Annotated in this window: 19 protein-coding genes; 6 read left to right on the top strand and 13 right to left on the bottom strand. The window is 68.7% G+C overall.

The features are described 5' to 3' along the window. Positions 1–3 precede the first annotated feature (3 nt). Both ACSVC7_RS18280 and ACSVC7_RS18285 read left to right on the top strand, forming a co-directional pair. The gene (locus ACSVC7_RS18280; protein WP_448205775.1) at positions 4–975 is read left to right on the top strand and encodes an L-threonylcarbamoyladenylate synthase; all 972 of its coding nucleotides are present in this window, start codon (positions 4–6) and stop codon (positions 973–975) included. 196 nt (positions 976–1,171) lie between these two features. Then, positions 1,172–2,596: an FAD-binding oxidoreductase gene (locus ACSVC7_RS18285; protein WP_448205774.1), complete on the top strand. Its 1,425-nt coding sequence runs from the start codon at positions 1,172–1,174 to the stop codon at positions 2,594–2,596. A gap of 84 nt (positions 2,597–2,680) precedes the next feature. Here the strand turns inward: ACSVC7_RS18285 and ACSVC7_RS18290 are convergent, their stop codons facing one another. After that, on the bottom strand, positions 2,681–3,304 hold the full coding sequence (locus tag ACSVC7_RS18290) for an FMN-binding negative transcriptional regulator (RefSeq protein ID WP_448205773.1): 624 nt from the start codon (positions 3,302–3,304) through the stop codon (positions 2,681–2,683). 311 nt (positions 3,305–3,615) lie between these two features. Here ACSVC7_RS18290 and ACSVC7_RS18295 point away from each other — a divergent pair, with 311 nt between their 5' ends. After that, positions 3,616–4,266: a hypothetical protein gene (locus tag ACSVC7_RS18295; RefSeq protein ID WP_448205772.1), complete on the top strand. Its 651-nt coding sequence runs from the start codon at positions 3,616–3,618 to the stop codon at positions 4,264–4,266. 9 nt (positions 4,267–4,275) lie between these two features. Here ACSVC7_RS18295 and ACSVC7_RS18300 read toward each other — a convergent pair whose 3' ends face one another. After that, positions 4,276–5,295: a transglycosylase SLT domain-containing protein gene (locus ACSVC7_RS18300; RefSeq protein ID WP_448205771.1), complete on the bottom strand. Its 1,020-nt coding sequence runs from the start codon at positions 5,293–5,295 to the stop codon at positions 4,276–4,278. Positions 5,296–5,568: 273 nt separating this feature from the next. Here ACSVC7_RS18300 and ACSVC7_RS18305 point away from each other — a divergent pair, with 273 nt between their 5' ends. Continuing rightward, positions 5,569–7,368: an acyl-CoA dehydrogenase gene (locus ACSVC7_RS18305; protein ID WP_448205770.1), complete on the top strand. Its 1,800-nt coding sequence runs from the start codon at positions 5,569–5,571 to the stop codon at positions 7,366–7,368. Positions 7,369–7,478: 110 nt separating this feature from the next. Further along, on the top strand, positions 7,479–7,730 hold the full coding sequence (locus ACSVC7_RS18310; RefSeq protein WP_448205769.1) for a hypothetical protein: 252 nt from the start codon (positions 7,479–7,481) through the stop codon (positions 7,728–7,730). A gap of 16 nt (positions 7,731–7,746) precedes the next feature. Here ACSVC7_RS18310 and pcsA read toward each other — a convergent pair whose 3' ends face one another. From pcsA to ACSVC7_RS18350, 8 genes are all read right to left on the bottom strand, one after another. Continuing rightward, on the bottom strand, positions 7,747–8,469 hold the full coding sequence (gene pcsA, locus ACSVC7_RS18315) for a phosphatidylcholine synthase (RefSeq protein ID WP_448205768.1): 723 nt from the start codon (positions 8,467–8,469) through the stop codon (positions 7,747–7,749). A 69-nt stretch (positions 8,470–8,538) separates the two neighbouring features. Beyond that, the gene (gene glcF / locus ACSVC7_RS18320; protein WP_448205767.1) at positions 8,539–9,900 is read right to left on the bottom strand and encodes a glycolate oxidase subunit GlcF; all 1,362 of its coding nucleotides are present in this window, start codon (positions 9,898–9,900) and stop codon (positions 8,539–8,541) included. Positions 9,901–9,908: 8 nt separating this feature from the next. Beyond that, positions 9,909–11,216, bottom strand: a complete 1,308-nt coding sequence (locus ACSVC7_RS18325; RefSeq protein ID WP_448205766.1) for an FAD-binding protein — start codon at positions 11,214–11,216, stop codon at positions 9,909–9,911. Between the two features lie 13 nt (positions 11,217–11,229). Continuing rightward, positions 11,230–12,717 (bottom strand): FAD-linked oxidase C-terminal domain-containing protein, encoded by a 1,488-nt coding sequence (locus ACSVC7_RS18330; protein ID WP_448205765.1) that lies wholly within the window; start codon positions 12,715–12,717, stop codon positions 11,230–11,232. Positions 12,718–12,911: 194 nt separating this feature from the next. Continuing rightward, the gene (gene ykgO / locus ACSVC7_RS18335) at positions 12,912–13,037 is read right to left on the bottom strand and encodes a type B 50S ribosomal protein L36 (RefSeq protein ID WP_012973122.1); all 126 of its coding nucleotides are present in this window, start codon (positions 13,035–13,037) and stop codon (positions 12,912–12,914) included. Between the two features lie 122 nt (positions 13,038–13,159). Then, complete coding sequence (locus ACSVC7_RS18340) at positions 13,160–14,116, bottom strand: SAM-dependent methyltransferase (RefSeq protein ID WP_448205764.1); 957 nt, start codon at positions 14,114–14,116, stop codon at positions 13,160–13,162. Between the two features lie 141 nt (positions 14,117–14,257). Then, on the bottom strand, positions 14,258–15,187 hold the full coding sequence (gene mepA / locus ACSVC7_RS18345; protein ID WP_448205763.1) for a penicillin-insensitive murein endopeptidase: 930 nt from the start codon (positions 15,185–15,187) through the stop codon (positions 14,258–14,260). 107 nt (positions 15,188–15,294) lie between these two features. Next, the gene (locus tag ACSVC7_RS18350; protein WP_448205762.1) at positions 15,295–16,428 is read right to left on the bottom strand and encodes an ABC transporter permease; all 1,134 of its coding nucleotides are present in this window, start codon (positions 16,426–16,428) and stop codon (positions 15,295–15,297) included. 152 nt (positions 16,429–16,580) lie between these two features. Between ACSVC7_RS18350 and ACSVC7_RS18355 the strand changes: the two genes are divergently transcribed. Then, entirely contained in the window at positions 16,581–16,949 is a 369-nt protein-coding gene (locus ACSVC7_RS18355; protein ID WP_448205761.1) for a hypothetical protein, read from the top strand. 86 nt (positions 16,950–17,035) lie between these two features. On the opposite strand, the gene ACSVC7_RS18360 is transcribed toward ACSVC7_RS18355, so the two are convergent. The 3 genes from ACSVC7_RS18360 to ACSVC7_RS18370 are packed head-to-tail and all read right to left on the bottom strand — an operon-like array spanning position 17,036 to position 19,592. Continuing rightward, positions 17,036–17,989, bottom strand: coding sequence for an ABC transporter ATP-binding protein (locus tag ACSVC7_RS18360; protein ID WP_448205760.1), 954 nt, complete (start codon positions 17,987–17,989; stop codon positions 17,036–17,038). After that, the gene (locus tag ACSVC7_RS18365; RefSeq protein WP_448205759.1) at positions 17,986–18,933 is read right to left on the bottom strand and encodes an HlyD family secretion protein; all 948 of its coding nucleotides are present in this window, start codon (positions 18,931–18,933) and stop codon (positions 17,986–17,988) included. The genes ACSVC7_RS18360 and ACSVC7_RS18365 overlap by 4 nt, the downstream gene beginning before the upstream one ends. After that, entirely contained in the window at positions 18,930–19,592 is a 663-nt protein-coding gene (locus ACSVC7_RS18370; protein WP_448205758.1) for a TetR family transcriptional regulator, read from the bottom strand. Before ACSVC7_RS18370 ends, ACSVC7_RS18365 begins: the two co-directional genes overlap by 4 nt. Positions 19,593–19,818: the final 226 nt, after the last annotated feature.

Below are 19,818 nucleotides of genomic sequence, written 5' to 3' on the forward strand. Positions count from 1 at the left end.
CCCGTGACCGACACGCATCCCGACATCATCCCGACCACCCCGCAGGGCCTGTCCCGCGCGGGGGAGGCTTTGCGCACCGGCGATCTGGTCGCCTTCCCGACCGAGACGGTCTACGGCCTGGGCGGGGACGCGACCAACGACCGCGCCGTCGCCGCGATCTTCGCCGCCAAGGGCCGGCCGCAGTTCAACCCGCTGATCGTCCATGTGCCGGATCTGGAGTCGGGCCAGGCCGTCGCCGTCTTCGACGAGCGCGCGGTGGAGCTGGCCCACCAGTTCTGGCCCGGCCCGCTGACGCTGGTCCTGCCGCGCCGGGCGGAGGCTGGGCTGTCGCTGCTGGTCTCCGCCGGGCTGGACAGCGTGGCGGTGCGTGCGCCCAACCATCCGGTGGCGCAAGCCGTGCTGAAGGCCGCCGGGCGCCCCATCGCGGCCCCCAGCGCCAACCGCTCCGGCGCCGTCAGCCCGACCACGCCGCAGCACGTCATCGAGAGCCTGGGCGACCGGGTGAGCATGGTCGTGGCCGGCGGAAAATGCCCGGTGGGCCTGGAGTCAACCGTGCTCGACCTGACCGGCGCGGTGCCCGTGCTGCTGCGCCCCGGCGCCGTGCTGCGCGAGGAGATCGAGCGGCTGATCGGCCCGATTCAGGTCTCCGCCGGCGATCCCAACGCGCCCAAGTCCCCCGGCCAGCTGGAAAGCCACTACGCCCCCAACGCCGCCGTGCGCCTGAACGCCACGAGCGCGGAGGAGGACGAGGCCTTCCTGACCTTCGGCCCCGACCGCTTCATCAAGGGCGGCAAGGCCCGCCTGAACCTCAGCGCGCAGGGCGACCTGCACGAAGCCGCCGCGAACCTGTTCGCCCACCTCCGCAGCCTCGACCAGGAGGGTGCCCGCGCCATCGCCGTGATGCCGATCCCCGACGAGGGGCTGGGCGTGGCGATCAACGACCGTTTGCGACGGGCTGCGGCGCCGCGGGGATAGCGGCGCGGCTGGAAAAGAAGTCGTCGAGGCTGTAGAAGTCCGGACAGAGGCCCCCTCCCTCCCGCTTCGCGGGTCCCTCCCTCCCCCGCTTCGCGGGAGAGGGTTGATATGCGAATGTGGCGGCAGTCCCCTCTCCCGCGAAGCGGGGGAGGGTTAGGGAGGGGGCACCGAATCCACCAGCCCCGGACCTCCGCCCATGACCTCCGCCTCGCTCGCCGCCATCCTCGACCAGATCCGCGCCATCGTCGGCCCGAACGGCATCCTCACCGCGCCGGAGGATATGGCCCCCTACCTTTCGGAATGGCGCGGGCGCTTCAAGGGCAACAGCCCGGCGGTGGTCCGTCCGGCCAGCACGGAGGAAGTCGCGGCGGTCGTGACGCTCTGCGCCGAGGCCGGGAGCCCCATCGTCCCGCAGGGCGGCAACACCAGCCTCGTCGGCGGCTCCATCCCCTATGAGGAGGGGCGGGAAATCGTCCTGAGCCTGTCGCGGATGAACAAGGTCCGCAGCATCGACCCGCTGAACTACACCATGACGGTGGAGGCCGGCGTCGTGCTGAAGACCGCGCAGGAGGCCGCGAAGGACAAGGACCGCCTGCTGCCCATGAGCCTGGGCGCGGAGGGCACCTGCCAGGTCGGCGGCCTGATCTCCACCAACGCGGGCGGCATGAACGTGCTGCGCTACGGCAACATGCGCGACCTCGTGCTGGGGCTGGAGGTGGTTCTGGCCGACGGGCGCGTCTGGAACGGCCTGCGGAGCTTGCGCAAGAACAACACCGGCTACGACCTGAAGCACCTGTTCATCGGAGCGGAAGGCACGCTGGGCATCATCACGGCGGCGGTGCTGAAGCTCTACCCGCGCCCGCGCCAGTCGGAGACGGCCTTCGTCGCCGTGCCCAGCCCCGCCGCCGCCATCGAACTGCTGGCCCGCCTGCGCGAGGCCTCGGGCGACGCGGTCGCCGCCTTCGAGCTGATGTCGCGCCGCTGCCTGGAGTTCGCGCTCAAGCACGTCGCCGGCACCATCGACCCGCTGTCGGAGCCGTCGCCCTGGTACGTGCTGACCGAGCTGACCGCTGGCACCCAGTCCGACGCCTTCCGCGAGGGCATCGAGGCCGCGCTGGGCGAGGCGTTCGAGGCCGAACTCGCCACCGACGCCACCATCGCCCAGTCGGAGACGCAGGCCAACCAGCTCTGGTTCATCCGCGAGGCCATCGTGGAGGCGCAGAAGTTCGAAGGCGGCTCGATCAAGAACGACGTGTCGGTCCCCGTCTCCCGCGTCGCGGAGTTCATCGAGCGCGCGGAGGCCGCCGTGGCCGCCGCCTGCCCCGGCATCCGCCCGACGCCCTTCGGCCATGTCGGCGACGGCAACATCCACTTCAACCTCAGCCAGCCGGAGGGCGCGGACACCGCCGCCTATCTCGCCCGCTGGGACGAGGTCTGCCACGTGGTGAACGAGGTCATCTTCGACCTGGACGGTTCCATTTCGGCCGAACACGGCGTCGGCCGCTTCAAGAAGGACGAGATGCCGGTCATCAAGAGCCCGGTGGAATTCGACCTGCTGCGCGCGATGAAGACCGCGCTTGATCCGAAGGGCCTGCTGAACCCCGGCAAGATGCTGCCGTAAGGAAAGCGAGGTGGCGGAGGGCATCCCGTCCTCCGCCACCGTGACGCTTCAAGCCTTGGATTTCGACCGCCGCGCGATCCGACGTCAGTCCCGGATGAGAGCAGCGGCTTGGCGTTCCCCTGCGTCGGCGCTCTGGGAAAGCGCTTCCTTTACGTTCGCCCGGTCCTCCGCATTCCGGTTCTGGCTCATCTTCCGCTTGGCGTCGATCCGGGCGATGGGAAGCCGCACACCGACGATTCCCCGCAACTGTGCCTGGATGAAATCGGGTGGCGCGTCGCCGACGGCCCAGGGCTGCGGGCGCGAGGCCTCGTGCCGGTCGGTCAGGCGCGTGACGACATCGAGCAGCCGGTCGGCATCCTCGAAGAACTCGACAGGTCCATAGGCGTGGACCGCTGCGTAGTTCCACGTCGGCACGACCTTACCGTCCCGTTCCTTGCTTGCGTACCAGGACGGGGTGACATAGGCATCCGGCCCCATGAAGATTGCCAGGGCCTCCCCGACCGGCGCCTCTCTCCACTGAGGATTGGCCTTCGCCACATGCCCGTAGAGCGTGCCCATCTCGCCCTCGCCGGCGTCGAGCAGCATGGGCAACGGCGTGCACGCCAGTCCGCTCGCCGTGGCGGTTACCAGATTGGCAAGCCCGGCGGCTCGCATCGTCTCGTGGATGAACGGCAGGTCGGTCTCGCGAAACGCCGGGGGTACATACATTCGGGCCTCCTGATGGGGGAAGTTCTCGGTGTTCTGGCTGAGCCCTGTTCCTGGCCGGTCAGGTTATCAGCGTGGCGGCGATCGTGCACATGGCAATCCCGATGCCCAGGTCCAATGCCCAGCTCCAGCACCCGCCCTGCGCCGGGCCGCGCGACGATGGGCCGCTGTTCCGGCGGAGAAGCCGCATCGCAAGCCGCACTCTGGCGAACAGCACGAGCGCGATCCTCAAGCACCCGCAACCTTCCCGTACCCGTCCTGTTCGAAAAGGGCCTGTTCGAAAAGAGATTGAGGCTGCGGGAAGGGACGCGGGGATGCTGCTGGCGATGTCGGCGTGGATGCGCCTGATGCTCGGCGAGGCCGGAACGGAGGTCCCGCCGACCGGCGCACTTCCGCCCAGGCAGGAGCGCATCCGCCGCGCGCTGCACGAGGCGGTGACCGCCCACCCGCTGCATCGGGAACTGGTCCATGTCCACCAACTCGGCGGCTGCCAATACTTTGCCTTCGCCGGGGCCATGGCGCTGGAGCGGCTGGGCTGCGGGCGGGCGGAGGTGGCGTTGGGGCGCGTGGCGTTCCGCACGGAATCCCACGCGAAACGGCCGCGCTGGATCGGCTATCCGGCGGCCGGCACCGACCTGCGCATCCCCGACCCGAAGCAGAAACGGCACGAGGCCGAGGCCTTTCCCTTCCACGCTTGGATCGTGCTGACCGGGCGCGGCCGGCGGAGTCTGATCGACTTCGACCTGTCCAACGTCCTGCGGGAGGTGCGCCTGCAAGCGCCGCTGGAACGGCTGGCCTTCCACCGCGTGACGCCGGCCTTCTGGGGCACGGGGGCGGAGGCGCGCGAGGCCGGGCTGCGGTTCGAGGCGCGGCGGCTCTTGCGTCCCGACGCGCTGATGCCCGGCGACCGCCGGGTCTTCGAGGCCATCGCCGAGGACGCGCGCGCCCGGCTCGGCTCCCTGTAGACCCTTCGATTACTGCGCGGTCGTGGCTGCGGCGTCCGCGCCCTGCCCGACCACCTTGGTCAGGCCAAGCCCCATCCCCAAGCCCATCTGGTCCGACTGTTCAGTGCGCACCGGATCGTCGCGCATGCGGCGGTGGTCCTTCTCGCCGCGCTGGGCTTTTTCGCGCGACGGCTTGCCGGTGATGCTGTCCACCTCGTCCGGCGTTTCCAGCGCGTTCAGCGCCAGCACATGGTAGATCGACAGCGGCGTCCCGTTCAGCGCCTTCTGAGGGATGCTCGGGACCTGGGTGGTGAAGCCGTCGGGAATGTCCTGCCGGCGGACGCGGTCCATCACCGTCTGCGCCGGGGCGAAGTCGGCGTAGGGGTTCTCCGCGAACTTGGAGGCGAAGCGGTCGTAGATGTCCTTCAGCGACTTGCCCTTCCCCGTCTCCTTGTCCATGAACACGGCCTTGTTGGCGGCCGCCGCTTCGGGGAACAGTTCCTTCGCCTGACGATTCGGGTTGTCCTGCATGGCGTTCAGGAACTTCGAGGCCCCGCCCGCCCCCAGGAAGTGGGCAAGGTACAGCTCCGTCGAGCCGATCTTGCGGTTCCCCTGGACCGTTTCCTCCAGATACTCCTTGTTGTCGCGCGTGAACTCCGCCGCCATCAGGGCGGAGACGTTGGGGTCCTTGCGCAGATCCAGGATCTCCTTCTTCATGTCCGGATCGGTGACGTAGGGGCGCCCGTCGCCGCGCGTCTGGATGGCGTCGGCGTATTTGCCCAGCCCGTGGTCCGCGCCATGGTCGCGCAGCGTGGTCAGCCACGTGCTGTCGATGAACTGGTAGAGCCCCGTCGCGGAGGAGGAGGAGGACTTCACGTCCGTGCGGAACCCGCTTTCCACGGCAGCTTTTTCCATGAGGTAGGAAAAATCGACCCCGGTCTTGGCGCTGGCGTTCCGGACCGCGGCCTCCACATTGGCCGGTCCGCGCACGGTCTTTCCCGCCTGGACGGCGGTTTCGGCCTGACGGGCGAAGGCGGTGGTGATGGTCATGGGACGGCCCCCTCTGAACGGTGCTGCGGAAGCATTGCAACAGGGATGCCAACTTCCGCCCCGCCGGGCTGCGTCGCAGGCGCGCTGTCCCCGCCGCAACCCAGACGGCAGAACCACCCACGCTTGCGGCACTCGCCTTGGGCCATTCGGTACGGTATGGTTGACGCGCGCGTAAAGCACGCCCAAACGAACCGCGCGCATCAACCCGCGCGCACCAAACCGCACACACCAAACCATTTCCGCACAAATGGGTCCCGGGAGGCCGCACCAGCCATGATTCCCTACACCGCTCCGGTCGATGACCTGCGCTTCGTCCTCAACGAGGTCGTCGGGCTCGCCAAGGTCGCCGCTCTGCCGAACTGCGAATCGGCCGCCCCCGATCTGGTGGACGCCGTGCTGGAGGAAGCCGGCAAGTTCGCCTCGGGCGTGCTGGCGCCGCTGAACCGGGTCGGCGACAAGGAAGGCTCCAGGCTGGAGAACGGCGTCGTCCGCACGCCCACCGGCTGGAAGGAGGCCTACAGCCAGTTCACCGAAAGCGGGTGGAACAGCCTGCCGTTCGAGCCGGACTACGGCGGCCAGGGACTGCCCTGGACGGTGGCCTTCGCGGTGAACGAGATGTGGCAGGCCTCCAACCTGTCCTTCGGCCTGTGCCCGCTGCTGACCCAGGGGGCCGTGGACCTGCTGACCGAGCACGCCAGCGCGGAGCAGAAGCAGACCTACCTGCCCAAGATGATCGCGGGCGAGTGGACCGGCACCATGAACCTGACGGAGCCGCAGGCGGGCTCCGACCTCGCGGCCGTGCGCACCAGGGCGGTGCGGGCGGACGACGGCACCTACCGCATCACCGGCCAGAAGATCTTCATCACCTACGGCGAGCACGACCTGACGGAGAACATCATCCATCTGGTCCTGGCGCGCCTGCCCGACGCTCCTCCGGGCATCAAGGGCATCAGCCTGTTCATCGTGCCGAAGTTCCTGCTGAAGGAGGACGGCACGCCCGGCGAGCGCAACGACCTGCGCTGCGCCAGCCTGGAGCACAAGCTGGGCATCATGGCCAGCCCGACCGCCGTCATGGCTTTCGGCGACAACAGCGGCGCCGTCGGCTATCTGGTCGGCCAGGAGAACCGCGGCATCGAGTACATGTTCACCATGATGAACAACGCCCGCCTGGGCGTCGGCATCCAGGGCGTGGCGATTGCCGAGCGTGCCTACCAGCAGGCCCGCGACTACGCCAAGTCCCGTGTGCAGAGCAAGGATCTGGCCGACCCGAAGGGCTCCGGCGTCGCCATCATCCGCCATCCGGACGTGCGCCGCATGCTGCTGGACATGCGCGCGAAGACGGAAGCCGCCCGCGCGCTGGCGCTCTACGCCGGCACGCAACTGGACGTTTCCCGCCACCATGAGGACGCCGGGGTGCGCGCCGCCGCCACGGCCCGCGTGGACATCCTGACGCCCATCGTGAAGGCCTGGAGCACCGACATCGGCTGCGAGGTCGCCTCCACCGGCTTGCAGATCCACGGCGGCATGGGCTTCATCGAGGAGACGGGGGCGGCCCAGCATTACCGCGACGCCCGCATCACCCCGATCTACGAAGGCACGAACGGCATCCACGCCAACGACCTGACCTTCCGCAAGACCGGCCGCGACGGCGGCGAGTCGGCCCGCAGCTTCATCGCGGAGATGCGCGCCACGGTGAAGGAACTGGAGAGCGTCCCCGGCGACGACATGGAGGCGATCCGCAGCAACCTCGCCGCCGGCCTTGACGCGCTGGAACAGGCGGTGGCGTGGGTGGTGAAGACCCAGGCCGACGGCGACCTGCGCGCCGCCGCCGCCGGTGCCGCGAATTACCTGAAGCTGTGGGGCACCGTGGCCGGCGGCTGGATGCTGGCCCTGTCCGCCGCCAAGGCGATGGAGTCCCTGCGCCAGCCGGGCGCCAACGCCTCCTTCCTGGAAGCCAAGCTGGTCACCGCCCGCTTCTACGCGGAGCAGATCCTGGCCCAGGCGCCGGGCCTGCTGCTGCCGATCCTGACCGCGCATCGGACGGTCATGGCGCTGAGCGAGGAGCAGTTCTGATCGGCCGGAGGTAAGCGCGGGTTGGGAAGAGGGCGAAGGTGACACCGTTTGGGCACCTTCGCCCACGCGAAGCGTTCCTTCTCCATCGGAAACGATCGGAGAAGGGTTCGATGCCTCGAAGTCACATGACGCGCGCTGCCGCCCTCGCCCTGTCGCTGCTGACCCTGCCGCTGGTGGCGGCGTGCGACGACCAGCAGTCGGCGGAGAAGACCGGGCAGGAGATCGGGCGGGCGGTGGACCAGACCGCCGAACGCGCCGGAGAAGCGGCGAAGGACGCCACCGCCAAGGCCGGCCGGATGCTTGAAAACGCCGGTGAGGCCATCGAACAGAAAGCCCGCGAGGCCAAGCAGGACGCCAAGTAGGACTGCGGCGGACCCGCTACGCCTCCATCGGCCCGCGCAGCGTCCTCCAGGCGCAGACCGCCGCGTAATAGGCGCTGCTGACCAGCCACACCGCCCAGAGCACGGCCGGCCGGTCCGGGTACAGGGCGACGAGCGCCGCGCTGGAGGCGAGCCACGCGGCGCTCATCAGCAGGTTCAGGCGCATCCAGCGGCGGACGCGGAAAGGGTGCAGGAACTTCACCGTCGTGAAGGTCAGCAGTCCCAGCACCACCACCACGGCGGCGTTGATCCAGGGGTTCAGCCCCAGCAGCCACAGATAGAGCGCGACGACGTTCCAGATCGCCGGGAAGCCGACGAAGTAGTTGTCGCCGCTCTTCATGCCCGTGTTGGAGAAGCAGTAGAGCGAGGTCATCATGACCCACGCGGCCAGCGCCACGCCCAGCCCGTCGGGCAGCAGGGCGAAGCGGTGCAGGAACACCGCCGGCACGACCACGTAGGTCAGATAGTCGATGACGAGGTCCAGCACCGAGCCGTCGATGCCCGGCAGCACCTCCTTCACTGAAGCGCGGCGGGCCAGCGTGCCGTCCACCCCGTCCACGACCAGCGCGAGCCCCAGCCAGCCCAGGCACGCCTTGGCGTCCCCGCCGACGGCGGCGAGGAGGGCCAGCAGCCCCAGAACCACACCGCTCGCCGTGAAGGCGTGCACTGCCCAGGCCGACAACCGGCGCCCGATCCCATACTCCCCGGCCTCAATGCTCACATCGCGCCCCGTCGTTCCGTCACCGCCAGCGTAGCCGTGCGGTGGGGAAAGGCCAAGCGGAAGGGCGGCCTACTCCGCCGCCCGCATGGTCCCGGCGGGCGCCCGCGGCCTCTGCGGGAAGGCCGGGTTGCCCTTCAGCGCGTCGGGCATCGGGCCGCCGGTCGCCCAGTCCAGAAGCTCCACCGTGTGGACGATGGGCAGGTCGGTGCCGGTGCCGATCTGCGTGATGCAGCCGAGATTGCCGGCGGAGACTGCGTCGGCCCCGGTGCTCTCGATGTTGCGGACCTTGCGGTCGCGCAGCTGCACCGCGATTTCCGGCTGGAGCATGTTGTAAGTGCCGGCCGAGCCGCAGCAGATATGCCCCTCCGGGATCTCCCGGATTTGGAAGCCGGCGGCGCGCAGCAGGTTGCGCGGCGGGTCCTTGATGCGCTGCCCGTGCTGCATGGAGCAGGCGGAGTGGTAGGCGATGGCCTGCCCGGTCTCCACCACCGGCTCGGTCAAACCGATCTCCGTCAGGAACTCCGTCACGTCGCGGGTGATGGCGGCCACGCGCTTGGCCTTCTCCGCATAGTCGCGGTCCTCGCGGAAGACATGGCCGTAGTCCTTCACCGCCGTGCCGCAGCCGGACGCGTTGATGATGATGGCGTCCAGGCCCCCATTATCCCCATTGGCCCCATCCATTTCGCCGATCCAGGCGTCGATGGTCTTCTTGGCGGAGGCGTGGCCGAGGTCCTGCCGACCCATGTGGTGGGTCAGCGCGCCGCAGCAGTCCGCCCCCTTCGCCACCACCACCTCGACCCCATGCCGGTTCAGCAGGCGGATGGTCGCCTCGTTGATCTGCGGCGCCAGCACCTGCTGCGCGCAGCCGATCAGCAGCGCGACGCGCTTCTTGCGCGCGCCTTCCGCCGGGTGGACGCCGGGCCGGTCGCTGTAGCTCGGCCCCGGCACGGACTTCGGCGCCAGCTTCAGCAACGCTTGCAGCCGCCCCGGCAGCACCCCGCCGAAGGGCTTGCCAACCCAGGCGCCGAGCAGCGCCAGCCGGAACAGCTTCGGGTTCGGCAGCAGGTGGGCCAGCAGGTTCCGGATCGCCCGGTCGGCCGGGTGGCGGGCGTGGGTCGTCTCGATGTGGGCGCGGGCGTGATCGACGAGGTGCATGTAATGCACGCCCGACGGGCAGGTGGTCATGCAGGACAGGCAGGACAGGCAGCGGTCGACGTGCTTGACCTGCTGGTCGGTGGGCGGCCCCCCCTTCTCCAGCATGTCCTTGATCTGGTAAATGCGGCCGCGCGGGCTGTCCAGCTCGTCGCCGAGCAGGACATAGGTCGGGCAGGTCGCCGTGCAGAAGCCGCAATGCACGCACTTGCGCAGGATGGACTCGGAATCCCGGTAATCGGCATCCGCGAGCTGGGCGAGGCTGAAATTCGTCTGCATGGGTTCCCTCACACCCCCGCGTACATGCGGCCTGGGCTGAGAATGCCGCGGGGATCGAAGCTTTCCTTCACGCGACGGCTGAGCGCCATCAGCGGTGCGGCAAGCGGGTGGAACACGTCGGCCGAGGCGCGCACGTCCTCCGGCGCCCGCACCAGCGTGGCGTGGCCGGAGCCGTTCAGCGCGCCGCGAATCGACCGCGCGGCGTCGGAATTGGGCAGCGCCGCCACCCAGATCAAGCCGCCGCCCCAGTCGAAAAAGAGATCGGCGTCGAGGGCTTCGCGGATGGCTGCGGCCACGCGCGGGCCGTCGGAGGGTGGGACGGAGAGCTTCCAGATGTGGGAAGCGCCATTGCCCCCTCCCCAACCCTCCCCCGCTGGCGCGGGAGAGGGAGCTGCCGCCACATCGCCAAAGTCCCCTCCACCGCGAAGCGGGGGAGGGTTAGGGAGGGGGCAGAAGTACGACACATCCCGAACCTCCCGCCAAACCGCCAGCGAGTCCTCCCGCTCCAGCACCCCGTCCGCGCCCAGTTCCTCCTTCAGTGCGGCGACGCGCGCCGCGACGGACGGACCGAAGCCCTCCAGCCGGACGAGCGTCACCGGGGCACCCGCCCCGGCCACGTTGCGCACGCCCGACCGCGCCGCCACGGTCGCCGGCAGATGCGCGGCGCCCGACACCTCATAGGGGCTCTGCATCGCGCGGGTCAGGGCCTCGACCGCCGCCGCGTCGTCACGGCCGGTCAGGACCAGCGTGCGCGTGTCCTCGGGCGCGGGCAGCACCTTCACGGTCACCTCGGTCAGCGCGGTCAGCGTGCCGAAGGAGCCGGCCATCAGCTTGGGCACGTCGTAGCCGGTGACGTTCTTCACGACCTTGCCGCCGCCCTTGTAGACCTCGCCGCGGCCGTTGACGCCCTCCATGCCCAGCGCGTGGTCCCGCGCCGAGCCGGCGCTGATGCGGCGCGGGCCGGCCAGCCCGCAGGCGAGCACGCCGCCGAGCGTCCCCTGCCCCGCCGGCTGGCCGAACAGAGGCCCCAAATCCTGCGGCTCGAAGGCCAGCTGCTGGCGCCGTTCGGCCAGCATGGGCAGGATGACGGCCATCGGCGTGCCGGCCTTGGCGGTCAGAACGAGTTCTTCCGGCTCGTACGCCACGACGCCGTTGAGGCCGGACAGGTCCAGCGTGTAGGCGGTCTGCATCGGGCGTCCGAGCCCGCGCTTGGAGCCGGTGCCGGTGACGTCCAGCGGCTCCCCTTCCGACAGCGCCCAGCGCACGGCTTCGGCGGCCTGGGCGGCCGTCTCGGGCTTGAAGGTGGTGACGGTCATGTGAATGCGCCCCTCAGAAACGGGGAATGTCGGGGAAGCGCAGTTCCCCTTTGTGGACGTGCAGGCGGCCAAGCTCGGCGCAGCGATGCAGCGTCGGGAAGACCTTGCCGGGGTTCAGCAGACCCTCGGGGTCGAAGGCGCATTTGATGCGCTGCTGCTGCTCCAGGTCCACCGGCGCGAACTGGTCGTTCATCAGGTCGCGCTTTTCCACGCCCACGCCATGCTCGCCGGTCAGCACGCCGCCGACCTCGACGCACAGGCGCAGGATGTCGTTGCCGAATTCCTCCGCCTTTTCCAGCTCGCCGGGCTTGTTGGCGTCGTAGAGGATCAGCGGGTGCAGGTTGCCGTCGCCCGCGTGGAAGACGTTGGCGACGCGCAGCCCGTGCTTTTCCGACATCTCGTTCATGCGATGGAGCACCAGCGGCAGCGCCTTGCGCGGGATCGTGCCGTCCATGCAGTAATAGTCGGGGCTGATTCGGCCCACCGCCGGGAAGGCGGCCTTGCGCCCGGCCCAGAAGGACAGCCGCACCTCCTCCGACGTGGAAATGCGGGAGTAGCAGGCGCCCTTGTCCTTGGCGATCGCCTCCACCCGCTCGATCAGGTGGTCCACCTCCGCCGCCGGGCCGTCGAGTTCGACGATCAGCAGGGCTTCCACATCCAGCGGGTAGCCGGCGTGGACGAAGTCCTCCGCCGCGTGGATGGCCGGCTTGTCCATCATCTCCATGCCGCCGGGGATGATGCCGGCCGCGATGATGGCGGCCACGCAGTCGCCGCCCTGCTCGCTGGTCGGGAAGCCAATCAGCACGGCGCGCGCGGTGGCCGGCTTCTTCAGAATGCGCACGGTGACCTCCGTCACCACGCCCAGCAGCCCTTCGGATCCGGTGATGACGCCCATCAGGTCGTAGCCGCCGGCGTCCAGATGCTTGCCGCCCAGCCGGAGGATGGTGCCGTCCATCAGCACCATCTCCACGCCCAGCACGTTGTTGGTGGTCAGCCCGTATTTCAGGCAGTGCACGCCGCCGGAATTCTCCGCGATGTTGCCGCCGATGGTGCAGGCGATCTGGCTGCTGGGGTCGGGCGCGTAATAGAAGCCCTCATGAGCCACCGCGTTGGAGATGCCGAGGTTCGTCACCCCCGGCTGGGTCACCACGCAGCGATTCGCGAAGTCGATGTCGAGGATGCGGTTGAACTTGCCCATGCCGAGCAGCACGCCGTCGGCCAGCGGCAAGGCTCCGCCGGACAGCGAGGTTCCGGCCCCGCGCGGCACGACCTTGACGCCCATCTCCTTGCAGGTCTTGAGCACCTGGCTCACCTGCTCGGTCGTGCTGGGCAGCACGACGACCATGGGAAGCTGGCGATAGGCGGTCAGCCCGTCGCATTCATAGGCGCGCAGTTCGCTTTCGTCGACGATCACGCCCTCGCCGGGCACGATGGCGCGGAGCGCGCTGACGATCTCGCGGCGGCGCCCGATGACGCCGGCGTCGGGCACGGGCATCTTCATGGCCGGCCTCCTCCCCCGATTGTTCGCCCCGGTTGGTTCCGGAGGCGTTCCATTGCCAGTGGTAGCACCGCCGGCGGGAAGGAGACAAGTTGGTCTGAATCGCCAAAACGCAAGAGCCGCGCCCGAAGGCGCGGCTCTTGCGAGAAACCCAGGTGGTCCGGCGGCCGAGGCGATGCCCGGCCGCTTGCCCCTTCTCAGCCCTGGCGGGCCTTGAAGCGCGGGTTCTGCTTGTTGATGACGTAGACGCGGCCCTTGCGGCGGATCACGCGGCAGGCCTTGTGGCGCGTCTTCATCGACTTGAGCGAGTTAACGATCTTCATAGTTCTTCATCCTGGTCGGTCGGCGGCTCGATCGAAGGCGCGCACCATAGTGCGGCGCACCCACCCTGTCAACCGCCCCTGTCACCGTCGAGGTTGTGATGAACCGGTGCGTTTCTTCCCCCTTATTCCGCCGGCTTCAGGGCATAGAAACGGTAGACCTTCATGCCGGCTTCGATGGCGGCGACGCGGCGCACCCACATCTCCACCTCGTCCATGACGGCCAGCTTGGTGCCGTGGTCCAGGTGGTGGCGCTCCAGATGCTCCACCAGCCCCTGGATGGCCGAGACGATCAGGTGGCGGTGGGTGTCGGTGATGTCCTCCGCGATGCGCAGGTCCAGGTTCCGCTGGGCGAAAGCGGCGGCCATGGACTCCTTCGACCAGAGGTGCGGCTGCATCGGTTCCCGGTCGCACCAGAGCTGGATGGCGCGGGCGCCGGCCACGGACGGATCGACGACGTAATCGGTCATCAGCAGATGGCCGCGCGGCTTCAGCGCCAACTCCATCCCGTCGAACATGCTGTCCTTGTTGCGGACGGAGAACATGCCCTCTTTGTAGACGATGGCGTCCACGCGCTTGTGATAGCTGAAGTTTTCCGGGTCGTAGGTCTCGATCGCCGCCTTCTTCTCCAGCCCCTCCTTGAAGGAGCGGACCATGCCCTCCTTGGCGAGGATTTCCGACGCCTCCAGCCCGGTGACCCAGCAGCCGTATTTGGCCGCCATGGTGCGGCTGGTCCCGCCGAGCCCGGCGGAGAGGTCGAGCACGCTCATGGCCGGATTCAGGCCCAGCGGCTTCACCAGATAGGGGATGTGGTCGTGCCCGCCCGGCGTGTTGAAGCCCTCGCCCCACAGCTTCTCCGCCACCTCGATTCGCGTGGCGGTCCACAGCGGCTTGCCCCAGCGGTTGACGCCCGGCCCGTGGTCCGGCACCGAGGCCTGCGGCTGGGCGGCGGGCTGGGGGTGTTCCTCCTCGCCCTTCTTCGCCTTCAGGCCGGACAGGTCGTAGCCCTCCCACCACGCGTGGAGGCGGGTTTTGAGGTTGAGACGGGGCGCACCCGCGTTGTCGTCGTGCTTCTCGGTCATCGCCATCGTGCCTGCCCCGGAGGCTGAACGAAACAATCTTTCGGTGGCGGCTGCAAAAACAGTTCGCCCGTCACGCGAAAGCGTCCATCCCTTAGGTTAATCAGGCCTTAATAGCATGCAAGTGCAAAACAGGGCGACACGTCACCGCACCGCCTTCTCTTGTTGGTTGCTGTCCACGGAGGCAACGCGCGTTCCGTTTGCGCGCAGGACGCTTTGGCAGGCCGGCGGCATGTTGACATAGCGCGGCTGGGGCTTTCCGTTGTGCGTCTCCACCGCCGGGGAGGCCGATTCGAGCCAGCTTTCCAGTTCATCGCCGCAGCCGTCGCCGTCGGGGATGTCGCGCTGTTCCTCGCACTGCGGGCTGTTGGCCGGGCAGCTCAGGCGGATGTGCATGTGCCCGTCGTGGCCGTGCCAGGGGCGCAGCTTGCGCAGAAAGTCGCGATTCGGCCAGTTGTGCCGGCACATGGCGAGCTTGATGGCCGGGTTGACGAAGATGCGCGCCACGCGCGGGTCGCTGGCGGCGATGCGGATCAGGTTCGCCTGCCGGTCCGACCAGTCGGCGGTGACGCGCATGCGGTCGTAATCGACGTATTTGATTTCGGTCAGGCCTTCGCGCGCGTTGCGCCCCATGGGTGCCAAGTCGAGCCGCAGCCAGATGTCGGCGTCCAGCCCGATCTGGTGGCTGGCGTGGCCGAAGCTCATCGGGCCGCCGCGCGCCTGTCCCATGTCGCCGACCAGCGCGCTGCCCAGCCCCGCCGCGGCGACCTTGCGCCCGAAGTCCTTCAGGTAATCGACGAGATCCGGATGGCCGTAGTAACGCTGGCGCGACATCCGGATGACCTGATAGCCGGCCCCTTCGCCCGCCAGGGGCTGCGCGCCGGCGATGCAGCCGGCGGCGTACCCGCCGATGGACTGCGCCGGGCCGGAGGACGGGCCGCTCACCTGACTCCAGGCGATGGAGTTGGGCGCGGGCGGCGTGTGCTTCTTCTTGTGCGGCTTGGCCTCCGCGCTTCCCGCCAGGGTTGACGCGACCAAGCCCGCGACCAGCATTCCCACCGCCAAGCGCCGCATCGAAACCCCCAACCGCAGCCAATGGCGAAGATTAAAGCGAAGGATTATTAACGAAAAGTGAGGCTCACGCTGGTGTCACAGCCCATTTGTATTACCACTGCCAAGCTCTAGTCGAGTGTCTGCCGGTAGCGTTTGAGCGCGAGGACGGTGACGACGGCGAGGAAGACCAGCAGGGACGCCACCTCCCCCGCGATCTCGGCCGGGCCGTTGCCCTTCAGCAGGATGCCGCGGACGATGCGCAGGAAATGGGTCAGCGGCAGCACTTCCCCAACCGCCTGCGCCCAGCCGGGCATGCCGCGGAACGGGAACATGAAGCCCGACAGCAGCATCGACGGCAGGAAGAAGAAGAAGGACATCTGCATGGCCTGAAGCTGGTTCTTCGCCACCGTGGAAAAGGTGAAGCCCACCGCGAGGTTGGCGGCGATGAACAGGATCAGCACCGTGGACAACAGCGTCAGACTGCCCACGATGGGCACCCCGAACAGCGCCCGCGCCGCCAGAACGATGATGATCACCTGCACGTAGCCGACCAGGATGAAGGGCACGATCTTGCCCAGCATCACCTCGAACGGGCGGACCGGCATGGCCAGCAGGTTTTCCATGGTGCCCCGCTCCCGCTCGCGCGTGACGGCCAGCGCGGTCATCATCACCATGGTCATGGTCAGCACCACCCCCATCAGGCCGGGGACGACGTTGTACTGGGTGATGCCCTCCGGGTTGTAGCGGCGGTGGATGCGCAGCTCGATGGGATCGGGCGTGGCGCGCAGGCCGCGCAGCGGCCCGGTCAGATCGGGGTCGAGCGCCTGGCGCGCGATCGTCATCAGCGCAGCGATGGCGTTGCTGGTCGCCGCCGGGTCGGTCGCGTCGGCCTCCACCAGCAGAACGGGCCGGGCGCCGCGCTGCAGGTCGCGGGCGAAGCCCACGGGGATGGTGACGGCGAACTGCACCTCCCCCTCCGCCAGCATGCGGTTCAGGTCATCCTCGCCCGACGCGGCGCGGGTCACGTCGAAATAGCCGGAGTTGGCCATGGCCGCGACCAGCGTGCGCGAAAAGGCGCTGTCGTCGGCGGTCAGAACGGCGGTGGGCAAATGCTTGGGGTCGGAATTGATGGCGAAGCCGAACAGGATCAATTGCAGGATCGGCACCCCCACCATCATGGCGAAGGTCAGCCGGTCGCGGCGCATCTGGATGAATTCTTTGACCATGACTGCAACGAAACGTGTCAATGAGAAATAGGCCATTGCATCCTCCAACCCAATCTTCGGGTGCAATATTTAAAACTGGAAACAAAGGGCTGCTGAAATGTTTGGTTAATTTGTGCAAATGCGTTGACAGAGCCAGCGTATCGCCGACACCCTCCCAACAGCATACCTCTTTCGTTAGGAGAAAATCCGTGAAGGCCATTCTTGCCAAGGTTTCGGTTGCCGCCGCCGCCCTGTTCCTCGTCCATGGTGCGGCCCAGGCCGGCCAGCAGGACTTCACCATCCTCAACAAGACCGGCTACGCGCTGAAGCACATCTATGTCAGCGAGTCCCACAGCAACAGCTGGGACGAAGACGTCCTGGGCCGCGACATCCTGAACGACGGCGAGTCCTTCGAGCTGGCCTTCGCCAAGGGCGAGAAGACCTGCAATTGGGACATGAAGGTCGCCTACGACGACGGCGAGACGGCGGTTTGGGAGAACCTGAACCTCTGCCAGATCTCCAAGCTGACGCTGCGCTGGAACAAGAGCACCGGCGTCACCACCGCCGTCACCGAGTGATGCGACGCGGCCTCCACCCCGATCCGGGGCTGGGGGCCGCCTCCTCCCGGCGGGCTTTCCCGCCTTCGCCGTGTCATGGCGGACGCTCATTGGAAGTTGTCCGTGCTGCGGCCCATCAGGTGGATGAATACATCCTCCAGCGACGGCTTGGTCGCCTCCACGCGCAGGCCCGCTGACGACGCCGCTGACGACACCAAGGGTGCCAGCGCCCGATCCAGGGCCGCCGCGTCGGTGCCGCTGACGTGCAGCCGGGCGCCGAAGGCCGCCACCATCTCCACCCCCGGTTTTTCCTTCAGCTCCGCCGCGACCCGGCCGAGTTCCCCGCCATTCCCCGAAGTCGCCGCGACCTCCCGCGTGACGAGGCCGGACCGCGCGATCACCGCGTCCACCGTCCCCTGCGTCATCAGCCTGCCGTAGGCGAGATAGGCGATCTCGTGGCAGCGCTCCGCCTCGTCCATGTAATGGGTGCTGACCAGAACGGTCAGGCCGTCTTGGGCAAGGTGGTGGATTTCGTCCCAGAACTCCCGCCGGGCCTTGGGGTCCACGCCGGCCGTCGGTTCGTCCAGCAGCAGCAGCTTCGGCTCGTGCAGGATGCAGGCGGCCAGCGCCAGACGCTGCTTCCACCCCCCGGAGAGCTGCCCCGCCAACTGCGCCCGCCGGTTGGCGAGGCCCAGCCGGTCGAGCGCCGCCGCAACCCGATGCTTGCGGTCGGGCAGACCGTACATGCGGGCGACGAAGTCCAGGTTTTCGGCGATGCTCAGATCCTCCCAGAAGCTGAACCTCTGGGTCATGTAGCCGACCTGCCGCTTGATCGCCGCACTCTGGGTTCGGATGTTCAGGCCAAGGCAAGTGCCCTCCCCCGCGTCGGGCGTCAGCAGCCCGCAGAGCATGCGGATGGTCGTCGTCTTCCCCGACCCGTTCGGCCCGAGGAAGCCGAAGATCTGCCCCGTCCCGACCCGGATCGAAAAGTCATCCACGACCGTTTTGGCGCCGAACCGCTTCACAAGGTTGTGGACGTCGATGGCGGGTTCCGGAGTCACCGCGGCAACTCCACATCCACCGGCAGGCCGGGATTCAGCGCGGCTCCGCCCTCCGGCTTCGCCTCCATGCGGAAGACCAGCTTTTCGCGGCTGCCGACGCTGTAGATGACCGGCGGGGTGTATTCCGCGCGCGGGGAGACGTAGGTGACGCGCGCGGTCAGGCCGGGCGGGCAGCCGTCGCAGCGCACGCGCACGGCGTCCCCCGGCTTGACGCGGTTCATCAGCGGCTCCGGCACGAAGACCACCAGCTTGCCGTTTCCGAAGGGCAGCAGCGACACCACGGGAGAGCCCGCCGGGACCCATTCGCCGGGGTTGAACAGCGTGTCCTCCACCAGGGCGTCGGCCGGGGCCAGAGGCGCCAGCTCGGCCAGCCGCTTTTCCGCCTGGGCCAGCGCCGCCTCGGCCTGGGCGACCGCCTCCTCAGCGGCGCGGAGCTGGTCGGGCCGGGCCGCAAGGTTCGACACGGCAAGCTGCGCGTTCAGCTCCGCCAGACGCGCGCGGTCGCGGTCGTAGGCGGCGCGGGCGGTGTCGAGCCGGTCGTCGGAGCTGACCTTGCGCGCCACCAGCGTCTGCTGCCGTTCCAGATCGATGGCGGAATAGCGCAGCGCCGCCTCGGCCTGCGCCTTCTGCGCGGCGACGACCGCCAGCTCGTCCGGGCGCTTGCCCTTGCGCAAGTCGGCGAGCTGCGCCCGCGCCTGGGACAGGGCGGCGGCCAGCCGGTCGCGCTCTGCCCGCGCGGAGGTCAGGTCCAGCGCGAACAGCGGCGCGCCCGCCGCCACGCGCCCGCCGCGCGTGACCGCCAGCGTGTCCAGCGTGCCGGAGGCCGGGGCGGCGATGCGCAGATACTCCCCCTCCGCATAGCCGTGGGCGAGCGGCACCGCGTTCGATCCGCCGAGCCCCAGCGCGACCGCCAGGGCGGCCAGCGTGTCCGACATCCAGCTCATGGCGCGGGGCCTCCCTCCGCCCGCGGCTCCGGGGCCAGCGCGCGGCGCAGATGGTCGAGGTGGGCGCGCAACAGCCCCGGCAGGTCGAGCGGGCGGCCTTCCAGCGCTTCGAAGGTGGAGCGCCAGAGCGCGCTCATCAGCATGGGCGCGACGACGAGGCGGACGGTGGCGTCGATGTCGACGGGCCGGAACTCGCCGCTCTCCACGCCGCGCGCCAGCACCGCCGACACCAGCGCGAAGGCGCGCCGAATCACCTCGTCGTAATAGAAGCGGGCGAGGTCGGGGAAGTTGCCGGCCTCCGCGATGATCAGCTTGGGGATCGCCCCGGCCTTGGTGCGCAGGATGCGCTCGGCCATGATGGTCAGCAGCGCTTCCAGGATGGGAAAGCTCGCTCCCCGCGCCTCCGCCAGCCGGCGCTCCGCCAGTTCCAGGTTCGGTAGGATGGCGGCGCGGACCACCGCCTTGAACAGCTCTTCCTTGTTCGGGAAGTAGAGATAGAGCGTGCCCTTGCTGACCCCGGCGCGGGCGGCCACGTCGTCCAGCCTTGCGGCGGCGAAGCCGCGTTCGCCGAACACGTCCAGCGCGGCGTCGACGATTTCCTGCGGGCGGGCGTCCTTCCGGCGGCGCCAGCGTGGGGGTGAGGCGTCCTCGTCCGGCATGGCGGGCTCACGCACCGGCAAATAACTGACTGGTCGGTTATTATCATAGTTAGCCCGAAACGTCCAGCGGAGTCGGGCGCTTCCCGGGCGCTTGCGACAGCTTGCCACGGACGAAGGTCATTGTGCGTCGCAACAATTCCTATGCAAAAGGGCTTGCCTTTCGACCCAATGTCTCAGACACTTTAGACAGTCCGCCGAGCGGACAATGCGGTGGTCAAAAGCGCCG

It is taken from the genome of Azospirillum mesophilum (assembly GCF_053470405.2).